Annotated in this window: 23 protein-coding genes; 18 read left to right on the top strand and 5 right to left on the bottom strand. The window is 71.9% G+C overall.

What is annotated here, in order from left to right; translation table 11 throughout:
- Positions 1-29: 29 nt before the first annotated feature.
- A complete protein-coding gene (locus EDD30_RS11745) occupies positions 30-800 on the bottom strand; it encodes an enoyl-CoA hydratase-related protein (RefSeq protein ID WP_071810147.1) in 771 nt (256 codons plus the stop codon).
- A 36-nt stretch (positions 801-836) separates the two neighbouring features.
- Here EDD30_RS11745 and hemW point away from each other — a divergent pair, with 36 nt between their 5' ends.
- A complete protein-coding gene (hemW, locus tag EDD30_RS11740; RefSeq protein ID WP_071810146.1) occupies positions 837-2036 on the top strand; it encodes a radical SAM family heme chaperone HemW in 1200 nt (399 codons plus the stop codon).
- Between the two features lie 47 nt (positions 2037-2083).
- Here the strand turns inward: hemW and EDD30_RS11735 are convergent, their stop codons facing one another.
- A complete protein-coding gene (locus tag EDD30_RS11735; RefSeq protein ID WP_071810157.1) occupies positions 2084-2725 on the bottom strand; it encodes a DUF4870 domain-containing protein in 642 nt (213 codons plus the stop codon).
- A 176-nt stretch (positions 2726-2901) separates the two neighbouring features.
- On the opposite strand from EDD30_RS11735, the gene hrcA reads away from it, so the two are divergent.
- From hrcA to era, 14 genes are all read left to right on the top strand, one after another.
- Positions 2902-3924, top strand: a complete 1023-nt coding sequence (gene hrcA / locus EDD30_RS11730; RefSeq protein ID WP_071810145.1) for a heat-inducible transcriptional repressor HrcA — start codon at positions 2902-2904, stop codon at positions 3922-3924.
- A gap of 84 nt (positions 3925-4008) precedes the next feature.
- Positions 4009-5157 (top strand): molecular chaperone DnaJ, encoded by a 1149-nt coding sequence (dnaJ, locus tag EDD30_RS11725; protein WP_189207278.1) that lies wholly within the window; start codon positions 4009-4011, stop codon positions 5155-5157.
- 2 nt (positions 5158-5159) lie between these two features.
- Positions 5160-5894, top strand: coding sequence for a 16S rRNA (uracil(1498)-N(3))-methyltransferase (locus EDD30_RS11720; RefSeq protein ID WP_071810143.1), 735 nt, complete (start codon positions 5160-5162; stop codon positions 5892-5894).
- A 103-nt stretch (positions 5895-5997) separates the two neighbouring features.
- Complete coding sequence (locus EDD30_RS11715; protein WP_071810142.1) at positions 5998-7680, top strand: ABC transporter ATP-binding protein; 1683 nt, start codon at positions 5998-6000, stop codon at positions 7678-7680.
- Entirely contained in the window at positions 7677-9440 is a 1764-nt protein-coding gene (locus tag EDD30_RS11710) for an ABC transporter ATP-binding protein (protein WP_123678241.1), read from the top strand. Before EDD30_RS11715 ends, EDD30_RS11710 begins: the two co-directional genes overlap by 4 nt.
- 251 nt (positions 9441-9691) lie before the next feature.
- Positions 9692-10525 (top strand): hypothetical protein, encoded by an 834-nt coding sequence (locus EDD30_RS11705; RefSeq protein ID WP_211277898.1) that lies wholly within the window; start codon positions 9692-9694, stop codon positions 10523-10525.
- A 73-nt stretch (positions 10526-10598) separates the two neighbouring features.
- Positions 10599-11468 carry a helix-turn-helix domain-containing protein gene (locus EDD30_RS11700; protein WP_071807589.1) on the top strand — a complete coding sequence of 290 codons (870 nt, stop codon included), beginning with the start codon at positions 10599-10601 and terminating at the stop codon, positions 11466-11468.
- Positions 11469-11616: 148 nt separating this feature from the next.
- Positions 11617-12063, top strand: coding sequence for a hypothetical protein (locus EDD30_RS11695; protein ID WP_071807578.1), 447 nt, complete (start codon positions 11617-11619; stop codon positions 12061-12063).
- 36 nt (positions 12064-12099) lie between these two features.
- Positions 12100-13491 (top strand): serine hydrolase domain-containing protein, encoded by a 1392-nt coding sequence (locus tag EDD30_RS11690; protein ID WP_394328288.1) that lies wholly within the window; start codon positions 12100-12102, stop codon positions 13489-13491.
- Positions 13492-13885: 394 nt separating this feature from the next.
- On the top strand, positions 13886-14944 hold the full coding sequence (locus EDD30_RS11685; RefSeq protein WP_071807579.1) for a PhoH family protein: 1059 nt from the start codon (positions 13886-13888) through the stop codon (positions 14942-14944).
- A gap of 159 nt (positions 14945-15103) precedes the next feature.
- Entirely contained in the window at positions 15104-15574 is a 471-nt protein-coding gene (gene ybeY, locus EDD30_RS11680) for an rRNA maturation RNase YbeY (RefSeq protein ID WP_071807580.1), read from the top strand.
- A 5-nt stretch (positions 15575-15579) separates the two neighbouring features.
- Positions 15580-17085 (top strand): hemolysin family protein, encoded by a 1506-nt coding sequence (locus EDD30_RS11675; RefSeq protein WP_394328289.1) that lies wholly within the window; start codon positions 15580-15582, stop codon positions 17083-17085.
- On the top strand, positions 17078-17449 hold the full coding sequence (locus EDD30_RS11670; protein ID WP_071807581.1) for a cytidine deaminase: 372 nt from the start codon (positions 17078-17080) through the stop codon (positions 17447-17449). Before EDD30_RS11675 ends, EDD30_RS11670 begins: the two co-directional genes overlap by 8 nt.
- A gap of 476 nt (positions 17450-17925) precedes the next feature.
- Complete coding sequence (gene era / locus EDD30_RS11665; RefSeq protein ID WP_211277899.1) at positions 17926-18801, top strand: GTPase Era; 876 nt, start codon at positions 17926-17928, stop codon at positions 18799-18801.
- A gap of 6 nt (positions 18802-18807) precedes the next feature.
- Here the strand turns inward: era and EDD30_RS11660 are convergent, their stop codons facing one another.
- Positions 18808-19596 (bottom strand): DUF4097 family beta strand repeat-containing protein, encoded by a 789-nt coding sequence (locus EDD30_RS11660; RefSeq protein ID WP_244945209.1) that lies wholly within the window; start codon positions 19594-19596, stop codon positions 18808-18810.
- Positions 19597-19714: 118 nt separating this feature from the next.
- Here EDD30_RS11660 and recO point away from each other — a divergent pair, with 118 nt between their 5' ends.
- Positions 19715-20596: a DNA repair protein RecO gene (recO, locus tag EDD30_RS11655; protein ID WP_244945208.1), complete on the top strand. Its 882-nt coding sequence runs from the start codon at positions 19715-19717 to the stop codon at positions 20594-20596.
- Positions 20593-21372, top strand: a complete 780-nt coding sequence (locus EDD30_RS11650) for an isoprenyl transferase (protein ID WP_071807583.1) — start codon at positions 20593-20595, stop codon at positions 21370-21372. Before recO ends, EDD30_RS11650 begins: the two co-directional genes overlap by 4 nt.
- A 224-nt stretch (positions 21373-21596) precedes the next feature.
- Here the strand turns inward: EDD30_RS11650 and EDD30_RS11645 are convergent, their stop codons facing one another.
- Together EDD30_RS11645 and EDD30_RS11640 are read right to left on the bottom strand one after the other, a co-directional pair.
- Positions 21597-22271: a haloacid dehalogenase-like hydrolase gene (locus tag EDD30_RS11645; RefSeq protein WP_244945207.1), complete on the bottom strand. Its 675-nt coding sequence runs from the start codon at positions 22269-22271 to the stop codon at positions 21597-21599.
- Positions 22272-22314: 43 nt separating this feature from the next.
- Positions 22315-22611, bottom strand: coding sequence for an MTH1187 family thiamine-binding protein (locus EDD30_RS11640; protein ID WP_071807585.1), 297 nt, complete (start codon positions 22609-22611; stop codon positions 22315-22317).
- A 374-nt stretch (positions 22612-22985) separates the two neighbouring features.
- On the opposite strand from EDD30_RS11640, the gene EDD30_RS11635 reads away from it, so the two are divergent.
- Positions 22986-24572, top strand: a complete 1587-nt coding sequence (locus EDD30_RS11635; RefSeq protein WP_071807586.1) for an MDR family MFS transporter — start codon at positions 22986-22988, stop codon at positions 24570-24572.
- Positions 24573-24600: the final 28 nt, after the last annotated feature.

The raw sequence follows: 24600 nt of genomic DNA, 5'->3' as shown, positions 1-24600 counted from the left end.
GACAAGCGTAGACAACGATCGCCTGCCTCTTACGTGACCGGCACCCAGCTCGCCGGGCGCTTCTCCCGGAAGGCGGTCACCCCTTCGCGTCCCTCGTCGGACTTGAAGTATGCCGCGGAGCGCTCGGACAGCTCGGCGAGATCGGCACGGATGGACCCGCCCGGGGGGCGGCGCAACAACTGCTTGGTGCCGGCCAGCGCGAGGGGACCGCCCTTGACCAGGGAGTCGCAGTACGCGCTCACGGCCGCATCCAGGCCCTCGGCCTCGACCGCGGCGGTGACCAGACCGATCTGCTCCGCCCGGGCGCCGTCGAACACGTTCCCGGTCAGGTACAGCTCGGCGGCGGCCCGGGGCGCCAGCCGCGGCAGCACCGTGGCACTGATCACGGACGGGATCACACCGAGCCGTACCTCGGAGAAGGCGAAGGTGGCGTCGCGGGTGCAGACGGCGATGTCGGCGGCGGCGACCAGGCCGAGCCCGCCGGCGCGGGCCGGACCGCCGACCCGGGCCACGACGGGCTTGGGGAACTCCCAGATCGCCGCCAGCACGTCGGCGAGCAGCTCGGCCGGCACCCGGCCGTTCTCCCGGGCCTCGGCGGTCTCCTTCAGGTCGGCGCCGGAGCAGAACACCGGGCCGGTATGGGAGATCACCACCGCCCGGACGCCGGCGTCGGTCAGCGCGGCGGCGAGGCCGTTGAGCAGATCGGTCATGAGCTGGGAGGACAGCGCGTTGCGGTTCGAGGGGCTGTCCAGCGTCAGGGTGGTAACCCCGGCGTCGGTGACGGTACGGACCAGAGCCATGACCGAACCCTAACGGTGTCCGTGCACACTTGGCAGATGCCAGGTCCCCTGCCCGACGGCGAGCCCGTACCGGCCGACGGCTCGCTGCCCGCCCCGGCGCTGCGCGAGGCCGGGCGCCACGGCTTCGGCGTATACGTCCACGTGCCGTTCTGCGCGAGCCGGTGCGGCTACTGCGACTTCAACACGTACACGGCGAGTGAGCTGGGCGGCGGGGCGAGCCGGGACGAGTACGCGGACACGGTGCTGCGCGAGCTCGAGCTCGCCGGCGGGATCCTGCGGGCGCGGGTCGACACCGTCTTCGTCGGCGGCGGCACGCCCACCCTGCTCGACCCGGCCGACCTGGGCCGGATCCTGGAGGGCATCGACCGCATCTGGGGTCTGGCGGCGGACGCGGAGATCACCACGGAGGCGAACCCCGAGTCGGTGACCCCGGCCTCGCTGCAGGCGCTGCGCAAGGCCGGCTACAACCGCATCTCGCTGGGCATGCAGTCGGCATCGCCCGGCGTGCTCGCGATCCTCGACCGCCGGCACACCGCCGGGCGGGCGCCTCGGGCCGCCGAGGAGGCCCGGGAGGCCGGCTTCGACCACGTCAACCTGGACCTGATCTACGGGACGCCGGGGGAGACCGCCGACGACTTCGCCGCCTCGCTCGACGCCGTGATCGGGGCCGGGGTCGATCATGTCAGCGCGTACTCGCTGATCGTCGAGGACGGCACACGGATCGCCGCCCGGATGCGCCGCGGCGAGCTGCCGTACCCGGAGGACGACGTCGCGGCCGACCGCTACCTGGCCGCCGAGCGTGCCCTCTCCGCGGCGGGATTCTCCTGGTACGAGGTCTCCAACTGGGCGACGTCCGAGGAGGCGCGCTGCCGGCACAACCGCCTGTACTGGACCGGTGGCGACTGGTGGGGCCTCGGTCCGGGCGCGCACAGCCACGTCGGCGGGGTGCGGTGGTGGAACGTCAAGCACCCTTCCGCGTACGCGAAGAGGCTGGCCGACGGGGTCTCGCCCGGGCTCGGCCGGGAGGTGCTGACCGGCGAGGACCGCAGGATCGAGGAGGTCATGCTGCGGCTGCGGCTCGCCGAGGGGCTGCCGCTCGGCCTGGCCCGGGAGGACGGGGCGCGGCGGGCCTTGGCGGACGGGCTTCTGGAGCCGATCCCGTACGGGCGGGGCCGGGCCGTTCTCACCCTGCGGGGCCGCCTCCTGGCGGATGCCGTGATCCGCGACCTCGTCTGACTCGTCTGGCGGGGCGGCACCGCCGAGAGCCGGCGCCGCCCATCGCACTACTTGATCATCGAGACCGACATCGGATAGTTGTACGGCTCGTTGTTGCTCGCCTTCACGCCGGCGATGACGCCCAGGATCGTGGCGACCAGCCAGGCCCCGATGGCGACGAAGATGCCGATGCCGATGCAGATCGTGGCGTAGCCGATGACCGCGATGATCGTCCAGAGGAGCTGGAAGTTCAGCGCCTTGACCGCCTCGGCCCGTACGTACGGCGACTGATTGCCCTTGGCGAGCATGGCGACCAGTGGGGCGATCCAGCCGGAGCAGCCGCCGCCGAGGAAGGCACCCGCCGCACCACCGAAGTGCGCGACCAGGATCCAGGTCTTCTCGTCGCCGCCGCCCGGGCCGTAGCCGTGCGGCGGGTAGCCGGGCTGCTGGCCGTAGGCGCCGGGAGCGCCGTAGGGCTGTCCGGGCGGCGGGCCGCCGTACGGGGCGCCGGAACCGGGCGGGGGACCGTATCCGCCCGCGCCGGAGGTGGGCGGCGGGGGAGTCGTGCCGTAGGGCGGGGGCTGAGGGGCTCCGTAGGTGGGGGGCGGCGGCGGGGCGGCCCCGGTGGGGTCGCTGCCCGGATATGGGTTGAGCGGCGCGGTGGGGTCCGAGGGATTTCCCTCACCGGGCGGGCGCGGCGGTTCAGTCATGGCGAACACGGTATGACCGCAGGTCGGTCGTGGCGAGGGCAACACCCGAGGTAGCCCGAAGAATAGACACTCGGCTAAGTAGCTCCCACATCATCGGTCGATCATCGCGCGCGGGCCAGGTGCGTCGTAGACTGGCACTCGACTCGACGGAGTGCCAGGGACAAGAGGGAGGGGTCATGAGTCTCGATGACCGCAAGCTCGAGGTGCTCCGTGCCATCGTCGAGGACTACGTTGCCACCCAGGAGCCGGTCGGCAGCAAGGCCCTGGTCGAGCGCCGCCAGCTCGGCGTCTCCCCGGCCACCGTCCGCAACGACATGGCCGTGCTGGAGGAGGAGGGCTACATCCGCCAGCCGCACACCAGCGCGGGCCGGGTGCCCACCGACGCCGGCTACCGACTCTTCGTGGACCGGTTGTCGCGGGTCAAGGCGCTGAGTCCGGCCGAGCGCAGGGCCATCGAGCGGTTCCTCGCCGGCGCGGTCGACCTGGACGACGTGGTGCACCGCACGGTGCGCCTGCTCGCCCAGCTCACCCGCCAGGTCGCCGTCGTGCAGTATCCGAGCCTCTCGCGCTCCGCCGTGCGCCACCTCGAGCTGGTGCCGATCTCCAGCACCCGGCTCATGCTCGTGATGATCGCCGACACCGGCCGGGTCGAGCAGCGGCTCCTCGAGCTGCCCCAGCCGACCCACCCCGACGACGTGCTGGACATGCGGCGCAAGGTCAACGCCAAGCTGACCGGGGTGAAGCTCGCCGACACGCCGCCGCTGGTGCAGGCCCTGGTCGACGAGTCCGCCCCGGAGAAGCGCAGCACGATGGCGTGCGTGGCCTCCGTGCTCATGGAGACCCTGGTCGAGCGCAGTGACGAACGTCTCGCCCTGGCCGGCACGGCCAACCTGACCCGCGGCGGCGTCCTGGACTTCCAGGGCTCGCTGCGCCCGGTGCTGGAAGCCCTGGAGGAGGAGGTCATCCTGCTCAAGCTCATCGGCGAGGTGGAGCCGAGCACGACTCGGGTCCGCATCGGCGACGAGAACGAGATCGACAATCTGCGGGCGGCGTCGGTGGTGAGCACCGGTTACGGACCGGGTACGACAATCGTTGGTGGCCTCGGCGTGCTGGGGCCGACCCGGATGGACTACCCCGGCACCATCGCCACCGTGCGCGCCGTGGCACGCTACGTTGGCGATCTGCTGGCCCAGAACTGAAACAGGCAGCACGGCACTGACGCACAAGCGACGACGGTCTCCGGCGCTTTACCGCGCGGGGCAGACATGAGGACTCGAAACCCTGTGGCCAAGGACTACTACGGAATTCTCGGCATCAGCCGCGAAGCCACCGACGACGAGATCAAGCGTGCCTACCGCAAGCTGGCCCGTCAGTACCACCCGGACGTCAATCCGGACCCTGAGGCGCACGAGAAGTTCAAGGACATCAACGCCGCCTACGAGGTCCTCTCCGACGACCAGAAGCGGCAGATCGTCGACCTGGGCGGCGACCCCCTCGCCCCCGGCGGCGGCGCGGGCGCGGGCCCGGGCGGTCCCGGCGGCGCCGGCCCGTTCGTCGGCTTCCAGGACATCATGGACGCGTTCTTCGGCACGGCCGCGGGAGGCGGCGGTGCCCGGGGTCCGCGGCCGCGCACGCGGCCCGGTGCCGACGCCATCCTGCGCCTGGAACTCGACCTGGTCGAGACCGCGTTCGGGGTCGAGGCGCCGATCACGGTCGACACCGCGGTGCTCTGCACCCAGTGCTCCGGCGCCGGCACCGCGCCCGGCACCCACCTGGCCACCTGCGAGACCTGTGGCGGCCGGGGCGAGGTCCAGTCGGTGCAGCGCACCTTCCTGGGCCAGGTCGTCTCGTCGCGCCCCTGTCAGAACTGCCAGGGCCACGGCACGGTCATCCCGCAGCCCTGCCCGACCTGCGCCGGCGACGGCCGGATCCGGACCCGGCGCTCGCTGACCGTCAAGATCCCGGCCGGCGTCGAGGACGGCATGCGGATCCGCCTGGCCCAGCAGGGCGAGGTGGGCCCCGGCGGCGGCACGGCCGGCGACCTCTACGTGGAGATCCACGAGCGTCCGCACGACGTCTACTCCCGCAAGGGCGACGACCTGCACTGCCGGGTCACGCTGCCGATGACGGCCGCGGCCCTGGGCACCCGACTGACCATCAAGACCCTCGACTCGGAGGAGAACATCGAGGTCAAGCCCGGCACCCAGCCGGCATCGACCCTGCGGGTACGCGGCAAGGGCGTGCCGCATCTGCGCGGGCAGGGCCGCGGCGACCTCTTCGTGCACCTGGACGTGAAGACCCCGACCAAGCTCACCGCCGACCAGGAGCGGATGCTGCGCGACTTCGCCAAGACGCGCGGCGAGGACGTGGCCGAGCTGAGCAAGCAGGGCGGGTTCTTCTCGCGCATGCGGGACGCCTTCAACGGCCACTGACCGTGTCCGCACCCCTGTTCCTCGTCGAGGACCTGCCTACCTCCCGGCGCTTCACGCTGTCGGGCCGGGAAGGTCATCACGCTGCCGACGTGCAGCGACTCCGGACCGGTGAGGCGCTCATCCTCGCCGACGGGCGGGGTGGCTCGGTGCGCGCCGAGGTCACCGGGGTCGGCCGGGGCAGCGTCGACGTCGAGGTCGGGGAGCGGACCTTCGCCCCGGCGCCGGATCCTCGGCTGGTCGTCGTGCAGGGGATCGCGAAGGGAGACCGTGGCGAGCTCGCCGTGCAGGCGATGACGGAGATCGGGGTCGACGAGATCGTGCCCTGGGCCGCGTCGCGGTCGGTGGCGCAGTGGCGCGGCGACCGGGGCGTACGCGCCCGGGAGAAGTGGGTCTCCACCGCGCGCGAGGCGGCCAAGCAGGCGCGCCGGCCCTGGCTGCCGGTGGTCTCCGGCGACCCCGACGTGCCGACCAAGCAGGCCGCCGCGCGGCTGTCGGCCGCCACTGCCGCCTTCGTGCTGCACGAGGAGGCGACCGACCGGCTGACCGCGGCGAAGCTGCCGGCCGCGGGGGAGATCGTGCTGGTCGTCGGCCCGGAGGGCGGGATCAGCGACCAGGAGGTGGGCGCGTTCGTCGCCGCCGGCGCGCAGCCGGTGCGGCTCGGCGACGCGGTGCTGCGGACCTCCACCGCCGGAGTGGCCGCGCTCGCCGTCCTGTCGGCGCTGCTCGACCGCTGGTGAGAGCCTGCTCACGGTTCGCCGCCCCGGCTTAGGCTAGCCTCCCCTGCGCGGACGGCCCCGTCGAGGAGAGCCGGCGCATCCGCGACAGCGCGAAGGAGTCAGCGTGTCACCCGGCAGCCGCATCCTGCGCAGGACGATCGGCCGCAACGGCCGGCGCCTGTCGGCCGGCACCGCCCTCATCGGCGTGTTCCAGGCCTGCGAGGCGGCGATCCCGGTCCTCGTCGGCGTGATCGTCGACCGTGCCGTCACGCCGGGCGACGGCACCGCGCTGGCGCTGTGGATCGGGGCGCTCGGCCTGGTCTTCGCCGTGCTGACCTCGGCGTACCGGCTCGGGTCGCGGCTGCTGGTGGCGGCGATCGCCGAGGAGGCGCACCTGCTGCGGGTGGAGGTCGCCGCGAAGATCCTGCACCCGCGCGGGGTCCGGACCGACCTGCGCGCCGGGGACCTGCTGACCGTGTCCACGACCGACGCCGACAACACGTCGTACCTGCTCGACTACGTGCCGCGGATCGCCGGCGCCGTCGTGGCCACCGCGGTGAGTGCCGTCACGCTGCTGCTGATCTCCGTACCGCTGGGGCTCGCGGTGCTGGTCGCCACGCCGGTGGTGCTGATCGTGCTGCAGGTCGGCTCCCCGCGGATCACCAAGCGGGTCGCCGACCAGCAGGAGCAGGCGGGTCGGGCCACCTCGCTCGCCGTCGATCTGGTCTCCGGCCTGCGGTCGCTGCGCGGCATCGGCGCGCAGGAAGCGGCCGCCGACCGCTACCGCGCGGTGAGCCGCCGCTCGCTCGCCGCCACCCTGCGTGCCGCGCGGACGCAGGGCGGCTACCTCGCCGCCTCCACCACCCTCAGCACGCTGCTGGCGTGCGGCATCGCGATCCTCGCCGGGTGGTTCGCCCTCACCGGCCGCATCACCGTCGGCCAGTTCATCACCGTGATCGGCTCCGCGCAGTTCCTCGTCGAGCCCTTCGGGTTGCTCGCGGTCGTGCCCGGCCTCATCGCCGGGGCGCGCGCGTCGGCGGACCGGGTCGCCCAGGTCGCCGACGCCGGTCTGCTCCTGCCGGAGGGCGCCGCGGCCCCCGCCGACCGGCCGTGCGAGCTGCACCTGAGCGGGGTGCGCCACGGCCCGCTCGCGGGTCTGGACCTGCACGTGCGCCCCGGTGAGTTCGTCGGCGTCGTGGCGCGCCGGCCGGCCGACGCCGAGGCCCTGGTCAAACTGCTCGCCGTCCCGGCCGGATACGAGGGTACGGTGCTGCTCGGCGGCGTACCGATCGACGAGATCGACCGGGACCAGGCCCGGCGCCTGCTGCTGGTGGAGCCCCACCACGCGGACCTGTTCACCGGCACCCTCGCGGCCAACGTGGCCGTGCACGCGGACGGCGGCGCGCTCACCGAGGCGCTCGCCGCGGCGGCGGCCGACGAGGTGGTCGCGACCCATCCCGGTGGTCTCGACGCACCGGTCTCCGAGCGGGGCGCCAGCCTCTCCGGTGGCCAGCGGCAGCGGGTCGCCCTGGCCCGCGCCCTGCTCGCCCGGCCGCCGGTGCTGGTGCTGCACGACCCGACCACGGCCGTCGACGCGGTCACCGAGCACGCCATCGCTCAGGGCATCCGCGCGCTGCGGCACGGCCCGGGGTCGGGCTTCGGCACGGTCGTGATCACCAGCAGCCCGGCCCTGCTCGCCGCCACCGACCGGGTGGTCGTCCTCGGGGACGGCGTGGTCACCGCCGAGGGCGCGCATGTCGACCTCGGTGCCTGCGACGACCTTTACCGCCGGCTGGTGTTGCGATGACCGACGAACGGGCGGACAGCCTGCCGATCGCCTCCGCGAGGCAGAGCTGGGACTGGCTGCGAAACGAGCTGCGCGGACGCCGCGGCGAGGTGACCGGCACGGCGGTGGCCGGTCTGCTCGCGGCCGCCGCCTCGATCGCTCCCGTGTACGCGCTGGGCCTGCTCGTCGACCGGGTCCGGGCCGGCGCCGGCGCCTCCGCGATCGCCGGCCTCTCGGTCGTCATCGTGGTCGCCGCGGTGGTCGGTGGGGCGGCGACCGGGTTGTCCACGTACCTGGCCGGCCGGCTCGGTGCCCGGATGCTCGCCGACCTGCGCGAGAGCACCGTGGCGACCGCGCTGCGGCTGCCCGCGCTCGTGCTCGACCGCGCCGGCCGCGGCGACCTGCTGTCGCGGGTGGGCGCCGACATCGCGGCGATCGGCAAGGCCGTCTCCGAGGTGTTGCCCGAGCTGATCTCGGCCGTGCTGCTCGCCGTGCTGAGCCTCGGTGCGATGGCGGCCATCGACTGGCGGCTCGGGCTTGCCGGTGCCCTCGCGGTGCCGTTCTACGTGGCCGCCCTCCGCTGGTATCTGCCGCGGTCGGCGCCCCGGTACGCCCAGGAGCGGGCGGCGGTCGCCGAACGGTCCCAGATGCTCGTCGAGAGCATGCAGGGCCTGCGTACGGTGCACGCCTACCGGCTGGAGGATCGGCACCTGCGCGACATCGACGGCGCCTCCGCCCTGGCCCGTGATCTCTCGGTGAACGTCTTCGCGCTGTTCACCCGCTTCGTCGGCCGGATCAACCGGGCCGAGTTCCTCGGGCTGGCAACGATCCTTGCGATGGGCTTCCTGCTGGTGCGCCGGGGCGCGGTCACCGTCGGCGAGACGTCGGCGGCCGCCCTGCTGTTCCACCGGCTGTTCAATCCGGTGGCGATGCTGCTGTTCACCTTCGACGAGATGCAGGCCGCCGGGGCGAGCCTGGCCCGCCTTGTCGGCGTCCAGCGGATGCCGCAGGAGCAGCGCGCCGGCGGACGCCGGCCGGCCGACACGTCGCTGTCGCTGGAAGGCGTCGGCTTCAGCTACGACGGCGTCACTGCGGTGGTGCACGACGTGTCGCTGCGGGTCGCGCCGGGGGAGCGGGTCGCGCTCGTCGGCTCGACCGGCGCCGGCAAGACCACCGTGGCGTCGATCGCCGCCGGCGTCCTGCGGCCCGGCAGCGGCACCGCCCGGGTCGGCGGCGTACCGGTCGCCGACCTGCCCGCGCACACCGTGGCGATCGTCAGCCAGGAGACGCATGTCTTCGCCGGCCCCCTCAGCGAGGATCTGCGGCTGGCCCGGCCGGGAGCGGCCGTCGCCGACGTCGAGGCCGCCCTGGCGACGGTCGGGGCGCTGGAATGGGCCCGGGCGCTGCCCGAGGGGCTGGACACGGTCGTCGGCGAGGGCGGCCACGACCTGACCGCCGCGCAGGCGCAGCAACTCGCCCTGGCCCGGCTCGTCCTGCTCGATCCGGCCGTGGCGGTGCTGGACGAGGCGACCGCCGAAGCCGGCAGCGCGGGTGCCCGGGCGCTGGAGGGGGCGGCCACGGCCGCGTTGCGGGGCCGGACCGCGCTGGTCGTGGCGCACCGGCTGACCCAGGCCGCCGCCGCCGACCGGATCGTGGTCCTGGAGCACGGCGCCATCGTGGAGTCCGGGCCGCACGCCGAGCTGGTCACCGCGGGAGGCCGGTACGCCCGGCTCTGGGCCGCCTGGGAATCGCGCACCCCCACGGGCGCCGAGCTTCCCTGAGGGCCGCCGGATCCGTGATCCAGGCCACGATTCGGAGCCTTTGCGCGGCTCTGACCAGGTGATCCGTGAAAAGTCGCGGCAGGGCGGGTTCGCGGCCTGAACCGCTTCGCGGGGGCGTACGTGTGAAGGGCGTTCGTATCGCAAAGGCCACTAGAAAGGGCCCTGTCATGCAATCCCCGCGAATGCTTTCTTTTGCCGCAGTTGCCGTGAGCGGCGCGCTGCTCCTGTCCGCGTGCGGAAGCAATGGGCCCGTGCCCGCTGCCGCGCCGGTAGCGGCCCTGGCCGATCTGGTCACGGGTACGGCGGCAAGCTCCCAGGCACTCCGCGGCACTGGTGACTGGGCGGCGCCGAAGGGCGGTGCTCCGACCGGTGAGACCGCGACCGTGGCGCAGAAGTGGGTGCAACTGACCGCCGCCCGGGCCGGGAACCTGAACCCGGTGCTGGTGAACGGCGCGGGCCTGACGCTCTACCGGTTCGACCAGGACACGGCGAAGCCGTCGAAGTCCACGTGCAACGGCGACTGCGCGGCGAAGTGGCCGCCGGTGACCGTGAAGCCGGGCGGCCGGATCTTCCTCGCCGGTGTGCACAAGAGCAAGGTCGGGGTGGTCAAGCGCGACGACGGCCGGTTGCAGGTGACCGTCGGGGGATGGCCGGTCTACCGCTTCGCGAAGGACACCGCGCCGGGCGACACCAAGGGACAGGGCGTCGGCGGCACCTGGTTCGGCGTCCGGCCGGACGGCAAGAAGGCCGGCGTCGACGAGGCCGGCGAGACCCCTCCCTCCGGTGACGGCGGCGGTCGCAACGTTCCCGCGAAGCGGGTCGTGCTCTTCAGCGCCCGGTCCTTCAACGTCTTCGACAAGAACGCGAAGTCGCAGCTCATCGAGGGTAAGACCGGCTGCGTCGACGCGACCGCACCCGGCACCGCCTCGTCCATCGTGTTCGACGGGCTGGTCAAGATCTGGAGCGGGCCGGGCTGCACCGGGCAGTCGAAGGAACTGGGCGCGCTCGACGCGGAGAACGTGGGTGGCATCGCCGATCTGCGGGAGATCGGCTTCGACAACCGGATCGGTTCCGTGAAGCTCTGAGCTCGGGACGGCGAGATGGGGTGGCCGGTGGGCCGCCCCTTTCGTCATGGGGTGGGTCTATGCTGTCGCGACGATGAGCGCCACCGAGCAGAACGGCGGGCCGACGGTTCGCCGGCTCCAGCTCGGCGCGCGCCTGCGCAGCCTACGGCTCGCGGCCGGGATCTCCCGCGAACGCGCGGGCTATGAGATCCGCGGTTCCGAGTCGAAGATCAGCCGGATGGAGCTCGGCCGCGTCGCGTTCAAAGAGCGCGACGTCACCGACCTGCTCACCCTGTACGGCGTGACGGACTCCGGCGAGCACCAACGGCTGGTCGCCCTCGCCCGCGAGGCCAATTCGCCCGGCTGGTGGCACTCGTACGGCGACGTGCTGGCCACCTGGTTCCAGAACTATCTGGACCTGGAGCAGGCTGCCGAGCTGATCCGTTCGTACGAGATCCAGTTCGTGCCGGGCCTGCTGCAGACCGATGCCTACGCCCGCGCCGTCATCCTGCTGGGCCACGCCACCGCCTCCGCGGAGGAGATCGACCGCCGTGCCGACCTGCGCATGGCCCGCAAGCGCCTCCTGGCCCGGGAGAACCCGCCACGCCTCTGGGCAGTGATCGACGAAGCGGTGCTCAAGCGCCCGATCGGCGGCCGGGCGGTCCTGCGGGAGCAGGTCGAGTATCTGCTGGAGATGTCCACCTACCCGCACATCCGGCTCCAGGTGATTCCCTTCCGCTCCGGCGGCCATGCCGCGGCGGGCGGCGCGTTCACCATCCTGCGCTTTCCTCACCAGAACCTTCCCGATGTGGTCTACATCGAACACCTGACCAGCGGCATCTACCTGGACAAGCGCGAAGAGGTCGACCACTACGCGGCGGCGATGGGCCGGCTGTTCATCGATGCGGCGCCACCGGACGAGACGCCCGGTCTGCTGCGGGAGGCCCTGCAAGATCTGCGGTAGCGCGCGCTGGGGGGTCGGGTAGGCCTTTCTTCCAATATCGACTCGTCCGTTCGGCCGAGTTCGAGTCACGATCGTTGTCCCGGTTCGTGACGCGGAGGAAACTTCGTCCTCGCGTTGATCCCTCCCCCTCGACGCTCTAGGACGTGTCATGACCCAGCACCGCCATACGCGCAAACGAAGTCCGATCCTGTGGGTGTTCCTCGCCGTCCTCATCGTCGCGGTCGGCGTCGTCCTCGTGCCCAAGATGCTGCTCAACGGCGAGGGCGACGACCCCGCGCCGGTCGCCGCCTCCGAGGCCGACCCGATGCTGACCGTGATCGACAAGTGCGATCCCGCCAAGCAGGGCCTCAAGCTCTCCGACAAGAACCGCAAGCTGACCGTCGACGGCTATGGGAAGACCACCATCGCGGGCCTCCACGAGCAGGCCATGACCTGCGTGATGGAGACGCTCCAGATGCCGGGCGCCCTGACCGACCGGATGTACTCCACCGTGCCCGACGACGGGCGCCTCGCGGGCGAGTGGCCCGGCTACACCGTCACCTGGACCAACGATCCGGAGGAGGGCCTCGACCTGACCATCACCCGCATCGGCTGAGCCCGGCTGTCACACCTCGGCTCTAGGATCTTCGTCGTGGAGCCAGAACGACTGACGAACGCCCGCCGGCGCCTCGAGCGAGCCGTCCGCAAGGTCCAGGCGGACGCCCGCGTCCCGGCGCTCTCGGTCGCGCTGCACCGGGCCGACCGCGAGCCCTGGACCTGCACCGTCGGGACGTCCGGCGATCCGCAACGCCCGCTCGACGCCGGCACCCGCTTCCGCATCGGCTCGGTGACCAAGACGCTCACCGCCGTACTGGTGCTCCAGGCCCGTGACGACGGTCTGCTCGACCTCGACGACCCGGTCTCCGCCCACCTCGACGTCCCGGCCCACGGCACGGCGACGATCCGCAGCCTGCTGTCGCACACGGCGGGCTACCAGCGCGAGCCCTACGGCGACGTCTGGGACGTGCTGACCGCCCCCGACGACCGCCGGCTGCTCGCCGACCTGGCGCGGGCCGAGCAGGTGCTGCCGGCCCACCGCCGCTACCACTACTCCAACCTCGGCCTCGCCGTCCTCGGTCAACTGGTGGCCCGGCTCCGCGGCGGCACCTGGGCCTCGGTGCTGCGGGAACGCATCCTCGACCCGCTCGGCCTCACCGCCACCACGGTCGACCCCACCGCCGAGGCGGCGGTCGGCTACCTCGTCGACGCGTACTCCGACGCCGCGCGCCCCGAGCCCCGGCTGCATCTCGGCGGTGTGTCCCCGGCGGCTCAGCTCTGGAGCACGGCCACCGACATGGCCCGCTGGGCGGCGTTCCTCGCCTCGCCCGAGCTCGTCGACCCGGACGCCCGCGTGCTGGCGCCGGCCACCCTCGACGAGATGCGCTGGCCGCGCACCACCACCGACGAGACGCTGTGGACCGCCGGCTTCGGCCTCGGCCTGATCCTGGTGCCGCAGGGTGGCCGCGTGACGCACGTCGGTCACGACGGCGCCATGCCGGGCTTCCTGGCGGGCGTCTACGGCCGCCGCGGCGGCGAGGGAAACCCGGGCGCACTCGGCGCGGCGGTCCTCGCCTCCTCGGGTACGGCGACAGAGATCAACGACCTGGTCCACGAGCTCCTGACCATCGCGGTCGACGCCGACCCGGCCGACATCCGCCCCTGGTCCCCGGGCGCGGCGGCCCCACCGCAGTACCGCAGCATCCTGGGCCCCTGGTGGGGTGAGGGCTTTCCCCACATCTTCAGCTGGCACGACGGCGCCCTGCAGTCGCGCGCTGCGGACGCCCCGGCCGACCGGCCGCCGTCGATCTTCCGCCCGATCCCCGACCAGCCGGACATGCTGCGCACAGTGTCGGGCAGGGAGGCCGGCGAGTTGCTGCGGCTGACCCGGGACGCCGAGGGGACGGTCGTGCGGATGCACTGGGCCACCTACCGGTTCACCCGCCTTCAGGAGACCTTCGAGGGCGTGCCGGTGTCGGAGGGCTGACCGCTCGCCCCTCACGCAGAGTCCACCCTCCGTGCGCCGTCCTGGATCGTCTCCGTCCCGCGTCGCGTTGCCGCGCATCGTCCTCGCGGTCGCGCTCCGCCTTTTGGCCGGAAAGTGTCTTTCGGGTGGAGATAGCGCTTTTCGCCTGAGAGTCCGGCTGGGCCCAGCGGTTGCCGGCCGGGTCACGCCGGCGGGGGCGGCTCGTGCACGACGGCCGGGTGAACCCTCAGCGGCGGGCGGGAGGCCCCCAGCGGGCAGCGTCCTGAAACGGCCGATAATGGCCTCGGCGGGGCCGCTCCCGAACGGATACGATGGCACGATCCTTGCACACGCCGCCGGGCCAACGGCGGTGATGAGAAAGAGAGCAGGTGGCGTAGGCCGTACGGCCGCCCCTATGACCGGCACCGAACACAGCAGCGCTGCCGCTCGGGTGCAGACCAGGATCTCGGTCTCTGACCCGAAGATCATGGTGAACCTGCTCGGCCCGAAGGACGAGATCCTGCGGCTCGTCGAGCGCACCCTCGCCAGCGATGTGCACGTCCGCGGCAACGAGATCACCATCACCGGCGCCCCGGCCGACAACGCCACCGCCGAGCGGCTCTTCTCCGAGCTCATCGAGCTCATCGAGAAGGGCGAGACGCTCACCGTCGACGCGGTTCGGCGTACCGTCGCCATGCTGGAGCAGAACACCACCGAGCGCCCGGCCGACGTGCTGACGCTCAACATCCTGTCCCGGCGCGGGCGCACCATCCGCCCGAAGACGCTCGGCCAGAAGCGGTATGTCGACGCCATCGACGAGAACACGATCGTGTTCGGCATCGGCCCGGCCGGCACCGGCAAGACGTACCTCGCGATGGCCAAGGCCGTGCAGGCGCTGCAGGCGAAGCAGATCAACCGGATCATCCTCACCCGCCCGGCGGTCGAGGCCGGCGAGCGCCTCGGCTTCCTGCCCGGCACGCTCAACGAGAAGATCGACCCGTACCTGCGCCCGCTGTACGACGCCCTGCACGACATGCTCGACCCCGAGACCATCCCGCGGCTCATGCAGGCGGGGACCATCGAGGTCGCGCCCCTGGCCTACATGCGCGGACGTACGCTCAACGACGCCTTCATCATCCTCGACGAGGCGCAGAACACGACGCCCGAGCAGATGAAGATGTTCCTCACCCGGCTCGGGTTCGGTGCCAAGATCGTGGTGACCGGCGACGTCACCCAGGTCGACCTGCCCGGGGGCACCACCAGCGGGCTACGGGTCGTCCGGGAGATCCTGCAGGGTGTCGAGGATGTGCACTTCGCCGAGTTGTCCAGCTCCGACGTGGTCCGGCACCGGCTCGTCGCGGAGATCGTCGATGCGTACGCACGCTACGACGCCGAGCAGGAGCAGCAGACCACTCAGCAGTCCGTCCGGGCGGTGCAGGAACGCGCCGCCGGTGGCGGCCGACGGCGGCGCTGAGCCACCGATGCACCGACCGGGACGGCCGAGGCGGCCCAGGGCGGGGCGGCCACCCGCCGCTCACCTTCGGCAAGGCAAGTGGACGATCAGCACGGGAAAGAGCGGCGCCCGCCGGACCGGCGGGGCCGTACCGATTCGAGACCAGGGGTAACGCACCACATGTCCATCGAGATCGCCAACGAGTCGGGAGTCGAGGTCGACACCGACGCGATTCTCGCGGTGGCCCGGCACGCGCTCGAGGAGATGGGGGTCAACCCGCTCGCCGAGCTGTCGATCCTGCTCGTCGACATCGACTACATGACCGAGCTCAACCATCGCTGGATGGGTAGCGACGGCCCCACCGACGTCCTGGCCTTCCCGATGGACGAGGGCAGCGTCGACCACGGCCCCGGCGAGGCGGGTACGGGCGAGCCGGCCCTGCTCGGCGACATCGTGCTGGCGCCGGAGGTGGCGGCGAAACAGGCCGCCGCCGCGGGGCACACGCCCGCGGACGAGTTGCACCTGCTCACCGTGCACGGCGTGCTGCACCTGCTCGGGTATGACCACGCCGAACCCGACGAGGAGCGTGAGATGTTCGCCCTGCAGGCCCGGTTGCTGCAGAGCTGGCGCTCCGGGCGGCGGACCGGCTGATCCCGATGGAGCCGTCCTCACTGGCCGCCGCGGCCCACCTGAGCGCGCCAGTCGCCGCGACCGCCCCGCCGCCACCCGCGGCCGATCCGTCGGTGCTGCCCGCGGCCGATGCGTCGGTGCTGCACTCCGCCGCCGACCCCTCCGCCCTGTTCGCGACGGCGGCCGACACTGCGGGTGCGGCCGGGCTGCCGGATCTTCAGCTCATCGTCTATGCGGCCGTGCTCGTGTTCCTCGCCGGCCTCGCGTCCATGACCGACGCCGCGCTCGGGACCGTCTCGCCGGCGCGGGCAGCCGAGATGGAGCGGGAGGGACAGCGCGGCGCCGCCGCCCTGACCGCCGTCGCCGGTGACGTCGTGCGGCACCTCAATCTGCTCCTGCTCCTGCGGCTGCTCTGCGAACTGACCGCTACCACGCTCGTCGCCCTCGTCGCGGTCGACACCTGGGGTGCGGGATGGCGGTCCGCGCTCGTCACCGCCGGGGCGATGACCCTGGTCAGCTTCGTCGTGGTCGGGGTCGGGCCGCGTACGGTCGGGCGGCAGCACGCGTACGCCGTCGGCAAGGCGACCGCTCCGCTGGTGCGCTGGATCGGGCGGGTCTTCAATCCACTGGCGTCGCTGCTGATCCTCATCGGCAACGCCGTCACGCCGGGCAAGGGGTTCCCCGAGGGCCCGTTCGGCAGCCAGGTGGAGCTGCGGGAGCTGGTCGACCTGGCCGAGCAGCGAGGTGTCGTCGAGCACGGCGAGCGGGAAATGATCCACTCGGTGTTCGCGCTGGGTGACACCATCGCCCGCGAGGTGATGGTGCCGCGGACCGAGATGGTGTGGATCGAGGCGCCGAAGACGTTGCAGCAGGCGCTGTTCCTCTTCCTGCGCTCCGGTTTCTCCCGCATCCCGGTCATCGGCGACAGCGTCGACGACGTGCTGGGCGTGCTCTACCTGAAGGACGTGGTCCGCCGCACGCAGAACGGCGACCCGGGCTCGTCCGCGGTGCCGGTCGCCGAGCTGATGCGCCCCGCGACGTTCGTGCCCGAATCGAAGCCGGTGGACGACCTGCTGTCGGAGATGCAGGCGGCCCGCATGCACCTGGTCATCGTCGTCGACGAGTACGGCGGCACGGCCGGCCTGGTGACCATCGAGGACATCCTCGAGGAGATCGTCGGCGAGATCACCGACGAGTACGACGTGGAACGTCCCCCGGTCGAACATCTCGACGGCGGCGCGGTCCGGGTCACCGCGCGCCTGCCGATCGAGGACCTGGGTGAGATCTTCGGCGTCGAGCTGCCCGCCGATGAGGTCGAGACGGTCGGCGGCCTGCTCGCCCAGACGCTCGGGCGGGTACCCATCCCGGGCGCCACCGTCGACGTGGGCGGCCTGCACCTGATCGCCGAGGGCACCACCGGCCGCCGCAACCGCATCGACTCGGTGCTGGTGCGCCGCGTCGAACCCCCGTCGGACGAGTCCGACGACGAGAACGCCCCCGAGACCGAGGAAAGACAGCACGCCGATGCCTGATCAGACCATTCCCGCCGGCACCGCGGACGCCGAGCTCAGCGCCGAGGACGCCAAGCTGGTCACCCTGGCCCGCGGCGCCCGCGCCCGCGTGGGCGCGACCGAGGGAGCATCGGTACGCGACCAGGACGGCCGCACCTACGCCGCCGCGACGGTGTCCCTGCCCAGCCTCAAGGTGACTGCCCTGCAACTCGCGGTGGCCTCGGCGGTGGCGGCGGGCGCGACCACCATCGAGGCCGCGGCGGTGGCGACGGAGTCGACCACGCTCGACGGCGCGGGCCACGACGCGGTGCGCGACCTGGCCGACGACGCCCCCATCCACGTGGCGGCGCCGGACGGCATCCTGCTGGGCACGGTGACGGAGTGACGGAGTCGGGGGGCGGCGACGAGCGCAGGCTCACGCCGGGGGAGCGCAACGAACAGCGCCGCCAGGAGCGCCGCGCGGCGCGCCGGCAGCAGGAAGCGGGTGGTCGCGCGGCGGGCCGGCAGGAGGCGGGTGGTCGCGCGGCGGGCCGGCAGGAAGCGGATGCCCGTAGCGCCCAGGGCAGCGCTTCGAGCGCGAAGAATGCTGATGTCTCCGGAAAGAAGGGTCGAGTCGGAAACGGCGAGCTGGGCGGCAGGAAGGCGGCCCGGGGAAGCGGCGGCCCGACCGGAAAGGGGAGTCCCGACGGCAAGAGGGCTGGGGGAGGCCTGGGGGACAGCCGCGGAGGAGGTGGCGGTGCCTCTGGGGAAGCCCTGAGCTCGGGGCCACGGGCTGTGGGGGGTTCGGGGAACGCCCGTACCGGAGCCGGGGTGAAGAAGCATCGGCACAAGGCCGCGCGCCCCACCCGGCCGGTGGACGACGTGTATCGCGCGGGTTTTGCCTGTTTCGTCGGGCGGCCCAATGCCGGCAAGTCGACGCTGACCAACGCGATCATCGGGCAGAAGATCGCGATCACCTCGAACAAGCCGCAGACCACCCGGCACGTCATCCGGGGCGTGCTGCATCGCGAGAACGCCCAGCTCGTCCTGGTCGACACGCCGGGGCTGCACCGGCCGCGCACGCTGCTCGGCGAGCGGCTCAACGATCTCGTGCGGGAGACGTGGAGCGAGGTCGACGTGATCGGCGTGTGCTTCCCGGCGGACGAGCCGGTGGGCGCCGGGGACCGATTCATCTCCGCGGAGATCGCCGAGCTCAAGGCCACGGTCATCGCCCTCGTCACCAAGGTCGACCTGGTTTCTCCGGCCGTTCTCGCGGAGCGGCTGCTCGAGGTGAGCCGGCTCTACGACTTCGCGGACATCGTGCCGGTCAGCGCGGTTTCCGGACACCAGGTGGAGACGCTGGTCGACGTGATCGTCGGACATCTGCCGGAGTCGCCTCCGCTCTATCCCGACGATGTGCTCACCGAGGAGCCCGAACAGGTGCTCATCGGCGAGTTGATCCGCGAGGCCGCGCTCGAGGGGGTGCGCGACGAGCTGCCGCACTCGATCGCCGTGCTCGTCGAGGAGATGCTTGTCGAGGGGCAGACCACCAAGATCTATGCGAATGTGTACGTCGAGCGCGACAGTCAGAAGTCGATCGTCATCGGTACGCGAGGCGCCCGGCTGAAGGACGTCGGCACCCGGGCGCGCGCCGAGATCGAGGCGCTGCTGGGCCGCAAGATCTATCTCGACCTGCATGTGCGCGTCGCGAAGGAGTGGCAGCGCGACCCGAAGCAGTTGCGCCGGCTCGGGTTCTGACGGCTGTCACGAGGTCCTGATCGTTGCGTTGCCGCTGCTCGTGCGCACGGTGAGCACCTGCGTCGCCTTCGGGTCGGAGCGGACCTGGGAATCGAAGTTTCCGGCGCCGACCTGCTCCACGATCCGGTAGGAGCCGGCCGGCACCGCCAGGTCGACGTTGCCGCTCGTCGCCCCCGCGGTCACCGACGCCGGTTGGCGCAGGAGCAGGTCGACGTTGCCCGAGCTGGCCTCCGCCCGGATCGCGCCGCCGCCGGTCAACTCCACGGCCTCGATGTTGCCGGAGGTGGCGATCAGCGTGGCCGGGCCGGCGAGACCGTTGGCGACGATGTTGCCCGAGGTCGCTTTGGCCTTCACCTCGCCGGTGGCCTGCTCGATGCGGATCTCGCCGGAGGTCACGCTCACGTCGGCGGACGCCACCCCGAGCAGGTCCAGGTAGCCGGAGCGCAGGGTGCCGCGGACGGCGACGCCGGTGGGCGCCTCGATCTCGTACGAGGCGTGGCAGTCGTCGCCGCAGCTCGTGTCCACGGTCAGCGTGGTGCCGGAGAGCCGGTACGAGACCCCGGGATCGCTGGTGCCGCCGCGGACCACGCGCTTGATGTGGGTCTCGCCGATCGCCGCGGTCCTCACCTGGACGTTTCCGGAGGCGCCCGTCACCACGATCTCGGTGACCTTCACCTTCTCCGTGTCGTCGTAGGTGAGCTTGGCGCCGATCGCGCCGTCACAGCCGGCGAGGGTCGTCGCCGCGGCGACGATCAGGGTGAGTGCGCCGGCGCGCCGGGTCAGCCTCGCTGTCATGGTCAGAACCTATGAGCCCGGGTACGCCCCGCGCCATCCGTCCCTCCACCCAACCGCCCCCGAGATGACCCTGAGATCCGGGTCAGGGTCTGTCGTACCCACCGGGCAGAATGTCTGCGTGCCCGCCGGATACCGCCGCCAGCTCTACCGCGACGACGCGGTGGTGCTGCGCGTGCAGAAACTCGGCGAGAGCGACCGGATCATCACTCTGCTGACCCGTCGTCACGGCCGGCTGCGCGCCGTCGCCCGGGGCGTGCGCCGCACCACCTCCCGCTTCGGCGCCCGGCTCGAGCCGTTCGGCCACGTCGACGTGCAGCTCGCCGGCTCGCCGGAAGGCGTGGGCAGCAGCCTGCACTCGATCAGCCAGGTCGAGGGCGTCGCCCTCTACGGCAAGCGGTTCCTCGAGGACTACCCCCGCTACACCGCCGCGAGCGCCATCGCGGAGACCGCCGAGCGCCTCACCCCGGTGGAGCGAGAGCCGTCGCTGCGGCTCTTCCAGCTCACCCTCGGCGCGCTCAAGGCGCTGGCCGCGGGGGAGCACGCCACGAGCCTCGTCCTCGACGCCTACCTGCTGCGCGGCATGGCGTTCGCCGGCTGGGCCCCGGCCCTGGCCGAGTGCGCGGTCTGCGGCACGCCCGGGCAGCACGGCGCGTTCTCGGTGCCGGCCGGCGGCTCGGTCTGCCCCGACTGCCGACCGCCCGGCGCGGCCCACCCCGCCCCGGCGACGCTCGGCCTGATGCTGGCCCTGACCCACGGCGACTGGCGGATCGCCGACGGTGCCGAGCCGCCGGTGCGTCGCGAGTGCAGCGGTCTGGTCGCCGCCCACCTGCAGTGGCACATGGAGCGCAACCTGCGCGCCCTGCCCCTCGTCGACCGCCGGGAGCCGCCGGCCCCAGCGCCGCTTGTCGATCGTCGGGAGCCGCCGGCTCCCCGTCACCCCATCGGCGGCGAGCCGGCTCCGCGCCACGTCACCACCAGCGAGCAACGGGAGATCCTGTGACACGTCCACCCACCCCGCACATCTCCGGCGCGAAGCCGCCGGCGCTGCCCAAGGACGCGATCCCCCGGCACGTGGCGCTGGTGATGGACGGCAACGGCCGCTGGGCCAAGGAGCGCGGTCTCTCCCGCACCAAGGGCCACGAGCAGGGCGAGCACTCGCTCTTCGACGCCATCGAGGGCGCCATCGAGCTCGGCATTCCGTACCTGTCGGCGTATGCGTTCTCCACCGAGAACTGGAAGCGGTCGCCGGAGGAGGTCCGCTTCCTCATGGGCTTCAACCGCGACGTCATCCGCCGCCGCCGCGACCAGCTCGTCGACCTGGGCGTCCGGGTGATCTGGTCGGGCCGGGCGGGCCGGCTCTGGAAGAGCGTGATCTCGGAGCTGCAGACGGCCGAGGAGATGTCCCGGGGGAACAAGACGCTGACCCTGCAGTTCTGTGTCAACTACGGCGGCCAGGCCGAGATCGCGGACGCGGCGGCGGCGATCGCCCGCGACGTGGCGGCCGGGAAGCTGCGGGCGGACAAGGTCAACGAGAAGACCATCCAGAAGTACCTCTACCACCCGGAGGTGCCGGAGGTGGACCTGTTCCTGCGCCCGTCGGGTGAGCAGCGCACATCCAACTTCCTGCTCTGGCAGTCCGCATATGCGGAGCTGGTGTTCCTCGACACGCTCTGGCCCGACTTCGACCGCCGGCACCTCTGGTATGCCTGCGAGCTATACGCCCAGCGCGACCGTCGCTTCGGAGGCGCCATCCCGAACCCGATCGCTCCACGCTGACCCGGACGTCCGCGATGAAGCCCGGGCCGCCGCGCCGTCCGGCTGCGCGGTGCTGCGTTGGTGTGCGGTGACGCCCTTCCTGCGGTGACGCCCTTCCTGCGGTGACGCCCTTCCTGCGGTGACGCCCTTCCTGCGGTGACGCCCTTCCTGCGGTGACGCAGGGTGTGCGGTGGCGGCGGTCGTGCGGTGGCGGTCGTGCGGTGGCGGTCGTGCGGTGGCGCCGGCTACGCGGTGATGATGTCGATGGTTGCTGCTACGTCCGACAGGTCCGCCAGGACGGCGTGGGCGCCGGCGTGGGCCAGTTCGGCCATGGTGGTGCCGCCGGTCGCCACGCCGACGGCGAGGGCGTCGTTCGCCAGGGCTGCCGACACGTCGTGTGCCGTGTCGCCGATGACGACGGGGCGGAAGCTCTCGCCGTACTTCGCCTCCGCGCGTTCGCGGCAGCGGCGGACGAGCGTCGCCCGTACGCTGTCGTCGGTGCCGTAACCGCCGACCTCCGCGTCGAACGCGCCGGTCAAGCCGAAGGCCGCGATCTTGGCTGCCGCGACCTGAGGCACGTTGCCGGTGACCAGTGTCTGCACGACGTCGTCGCGGGTGCCCAGCGCGTCGAGTACGGCCCGCACCCCGGGCAGCAGCGTTCCCCGCTCGGCGAAGAGATGCCGCGAGGCGTGCACCTGCTCCACGTAGCGGTCGAAGAAGCGCTCCGGCGTGCAGCCGGTGACCCCGTGCACGGCGAAGACCTCGGCGCAGATGTCCAGATCGGTGCGTCCGGCGAAGGCTGGCGTCGCCTGCCAGGCCAGCCCGGTCACCTCGGTGAAGGCGGCCATCCACGCCCGCGCGGCGACATCCCCGCCGCGCAGCAGCGTGTGGTCGATGTCCCACATGACCAGCCGTCTCACTGCTCGGCCCACCTTTGCTCGGTGTCCGGCGTGACCAGCCGTCTCACTGCTCGGCCAGCCTCCGCTCGATGTGCTCCACCTTGGCCTCCAGCGCGCCGGTCACCCCGGGCCGCACGTCGGCCTTGAGTGACAGGCTGACCCGTGGGGCTTGGGCGGCGACGGCGTCGACGGCCTGCTTGACGACGGCCATGACCTCGTCCCACTCGCCTTCGATCGTGGTGAACATCGCATCGGTACGGTTCGGCAGGCCGGAGGCGCGCACTACCCGGACGGCCTCGGCGACGAGGTCGCCGACGGACTCGGACACGCCGATGGGGGTGACGGAGAAGGCGATCAGCATGAGCCTCATGGTGGCACGCGAAGGAACAGGTCGGCATGAGCCCGGTGGTGGGACGGGAGGGGACCGGTCGGCATGAGCCCGGTGGCGGCACGGCATGGGACCGGCCGGCGTGGACGTCGGTCGTGACCGGTGCGGGACGGCGTCCGGGACGCCGTCACAGTGCGGTTGGCCAGGGCGTCGGGAGGGAATTCGCTCCGGAAATGTCACATTCACGGAGGGCAATGGCGGGATGGGAAGGAGCGGGACGCGCTCCGTGCCACTTCCAAGATATATCGCAATAGGGGGCTTGCGGCAAGGCCCCGGTGGTGGAGCAGAATCGCTGGCCGATGCCGGTTTCTCGCAATATCGGCAGACGATTTCAAAAGAGGAGATCGATGACGTCAGTCACCAGCTCGCCCGGCCAGCCCACAGATCAGTCGGCGGAGACCGCCGGAAAGATGTCGCACCGCGAGGTCGTTCAGGCGCTTTCCGGCCTGATGCTCGGCATGTTCGTGACGATCCTCGCCTCGACCATCGTGTCGAACGCTCTTCCGCGGATCATCGCCGACCTGGACGGAAGCCAGTCGGTCTACACCTGGATCGTCACCACGGAGCTGCTGGCCATGACGGCGACGGTGCCGTTGTGGGGCAAGATGGCCGACCTCTACAGCAAGAAGCTCCTCATCCAGATCTCCCTCGGCATGTTCGTCGGCGGCTCGCTGATCGCCGGCCTCGCGCCGAACGTCGAGGTTCTGCTCGTCAGCCGGGTCGTGCAGGGAGTCGGCGCGGGCGGCATGAGCTCGCTCGCGCTGATCGTGATGGCGGCGATGATTCCGCCCCGGCAACTCGGCCGCTATTCCGGATTGTTCGGCGCCGTCTTCGGGGTCGCGACCATTGCCGGCCCGCTGATCGGCGGCGTGCTGGTGGATACGTCCTGGCTCGGCTGGCGGTGGTGCTTCCTCATCGGCGTACCGTTCTCGCTGGCCGCGATCACGTTGCTGCAGAAGACGTTGCATCTGCCCCGTACGCCGCGCAAGCCGGTCTCCATCGACTGGCTCGGTGCTGTCCTGATCACCGCGGGCGTGTGCGATCTGTTGATCTGGTCGACCCTGGCCGGCCACCGGTTCGCGTGGGCGTCGTGGCAGACCGCGATCTTCGTCGTGGGCGGTCTCCTGCTGCTCGCCCTCGCCGTGTACGTGGAATCGCGGGCCAAGGAGCCGATCGTCCCGCTGAGCATCTTCCGCAACCGGACGGTCTCGCTGGCGATCGTCGCCAGCGTGCTGGTCGGCCTGGCGATGTTCGGCGGCACGGTGTTCCTGTCGCAGTACTTCCAGATCTCGCTCGGCAAGTCGCCGACGGTCGCCGGCCTGATGAGCCTGCCGCTCATCGCGGGGGTGCTGGTGTCGTCGACGGTGGCGGGCCAACTGATCACCAAGTACGGCCGCTGGAAGGCCTACCTGGTGACCGGCGCAGTGGTGATGACCGTCGGGATGCTGCTGCTCAGCACCATCGACGCGCACACCGGCGTACCGGCGCTGTCGCTGTTCATGGCGGTGCTCGGCATCGGCGTCGGCATGTTGATGCAGAACCTGGTACTGGCGGCCCAGAACGACGTGCCCGCGCAGGAGCTGGGCGCGACCACGTCGGTGCTGACGTTCTTCCGGACAATGGGCGGCGCGATCGGCGTCAGCGCGCTCGGTGCCGTGCTCGCCAACCATGTGACCTCACTACTGGCCGAACGCTTCGGCGCGCCCGTGACGGGCGGCACGGCGAAGGTTCCGGATCTGGCCACTCTGCCGCCGCAGGTGCTGGCCGTCGTCCGGGACGTGTACGGCGAGGCCACCGCCGGCCTCTTCCTGGTGGGTACCCCGATCGCGGCGCTTGCCGTGATCGCGGTCCTGTTCATCAAGGAGAAGCCGCTGCACACGCTGAGCGGCGACGAGCGCCGTGCGCAGGAAGAGGCGGCCGGCGCACCGCACTGAGGTGACATGAGCGGGCCCGGACCGGTGG

The sequence above is a fragment of the Couchioplanes caeruleus genome (assembly GCF_003751945.1).
GTDB lineage: Bacteria > Actinomycetota > Actinomycetes > Mycobacteriales > Micromonosporaceae > Actinoplanes > Actinoplanes caeruleus.
The sequence above is the reverse complement of the archived record's forward strand: the minus strand, read 5'-3'. Positions and strand labels throughout refer to the sequence as shown.

Coding starts and splice junctions, on each gene's coding strand:
- EDD30_RS11745 (WP_071810147.1), bottom strand. CDS start 800: ATGGCTCTGGTCCGTACCGTCACCGACGCCGGGGTTACCACCCTGACG.
- hemW (WP_071810146.1), top strand. CDS start 837: ATGCCAGGTCCCCTGCCCGACGGCGAGCCCGTACCGGCCGACGGCTCG.
- EDD30_RS11735 (WP_071810157.1), bottom strand. CDS start 2,725: ATGACTGAACCGCCGCGCCCGCCCGGTGAGGGAAATCCCTCGGACCCC.
- hrcA (WP_071810145.1), top strand. CDS start 2,902: ATGAGTCTCGATGACCGCAAGCTCGAGGTGCTCCGTGCCATCGTCGAG.
- EDD30_RS11710 (WP_123678241.1), top strand. CDS start 7,677: ATGACCGACGAACGGGCGGACAGCCTGCCGATCGCCTCCGCGAGGCAG.
- EDD30_RS11700 (WP_071807589.1), top strand. CDS start 10,599: ATGAGCGCCACCGAGCAGAACGGCGGGCCGACGGTTCGCCGGCTCCAG.
- EDD30_RS11695 (WP_071807578.1), top strand. CDS start 11,617: ATGACCCAGCACCGCCATACGCGCAAACGAAGTCCGATCCTGTGGGTG.
- EDD30_RS11685 (WP_071807579.1), top strand. CDS start 13,886: ATGACCGGCACCGAACACAGCAGCGCTGCCGCTCGGGTGCAGACCAGG.
- ybeY (WP_071807580.1), top strand. CDS start 15,104: ATGTCCATCGAGATCGCCAACGAGTCGGGAGTCGAGGTCGACACCGAC.
- EDD30_RS11675 (WP_394328289.1), top strand. CDS start 15,580: ATGGAGCCGTCCTCACTGGCCGCCGCGGCCCACCTGAGCGCGCCAGTC.
- EDD30_RS11670 (WP_071807581.1), top strand. CDS start 17,078: ATGCCTGATCAGACCATTCCCGCCGGCACCGCGGACGCCGAGCTCAGC.
- EDD30_RS11660 (WP_244945209.1), bottom strand. CDS start 19,596: ATGACAGCGAGGCTGACCCGGCGCGCCGGCGCACTCACCCTGATCGTC.
- EDD30_RS11640 (WP_071807585.1), bottom strand. CDS start 22,611: ATGCTGATCGCCTTCTCCGTCACCCCCATCGGCGTGTCCGAGTCCGTC.
- EDD30_RS11635 (WP_071807586.1), top strand. CDS start 22,986: ATGACGTCAGTCACCAGCTCGCCCGGCCAGCCCACAGATCAGTCGGCG.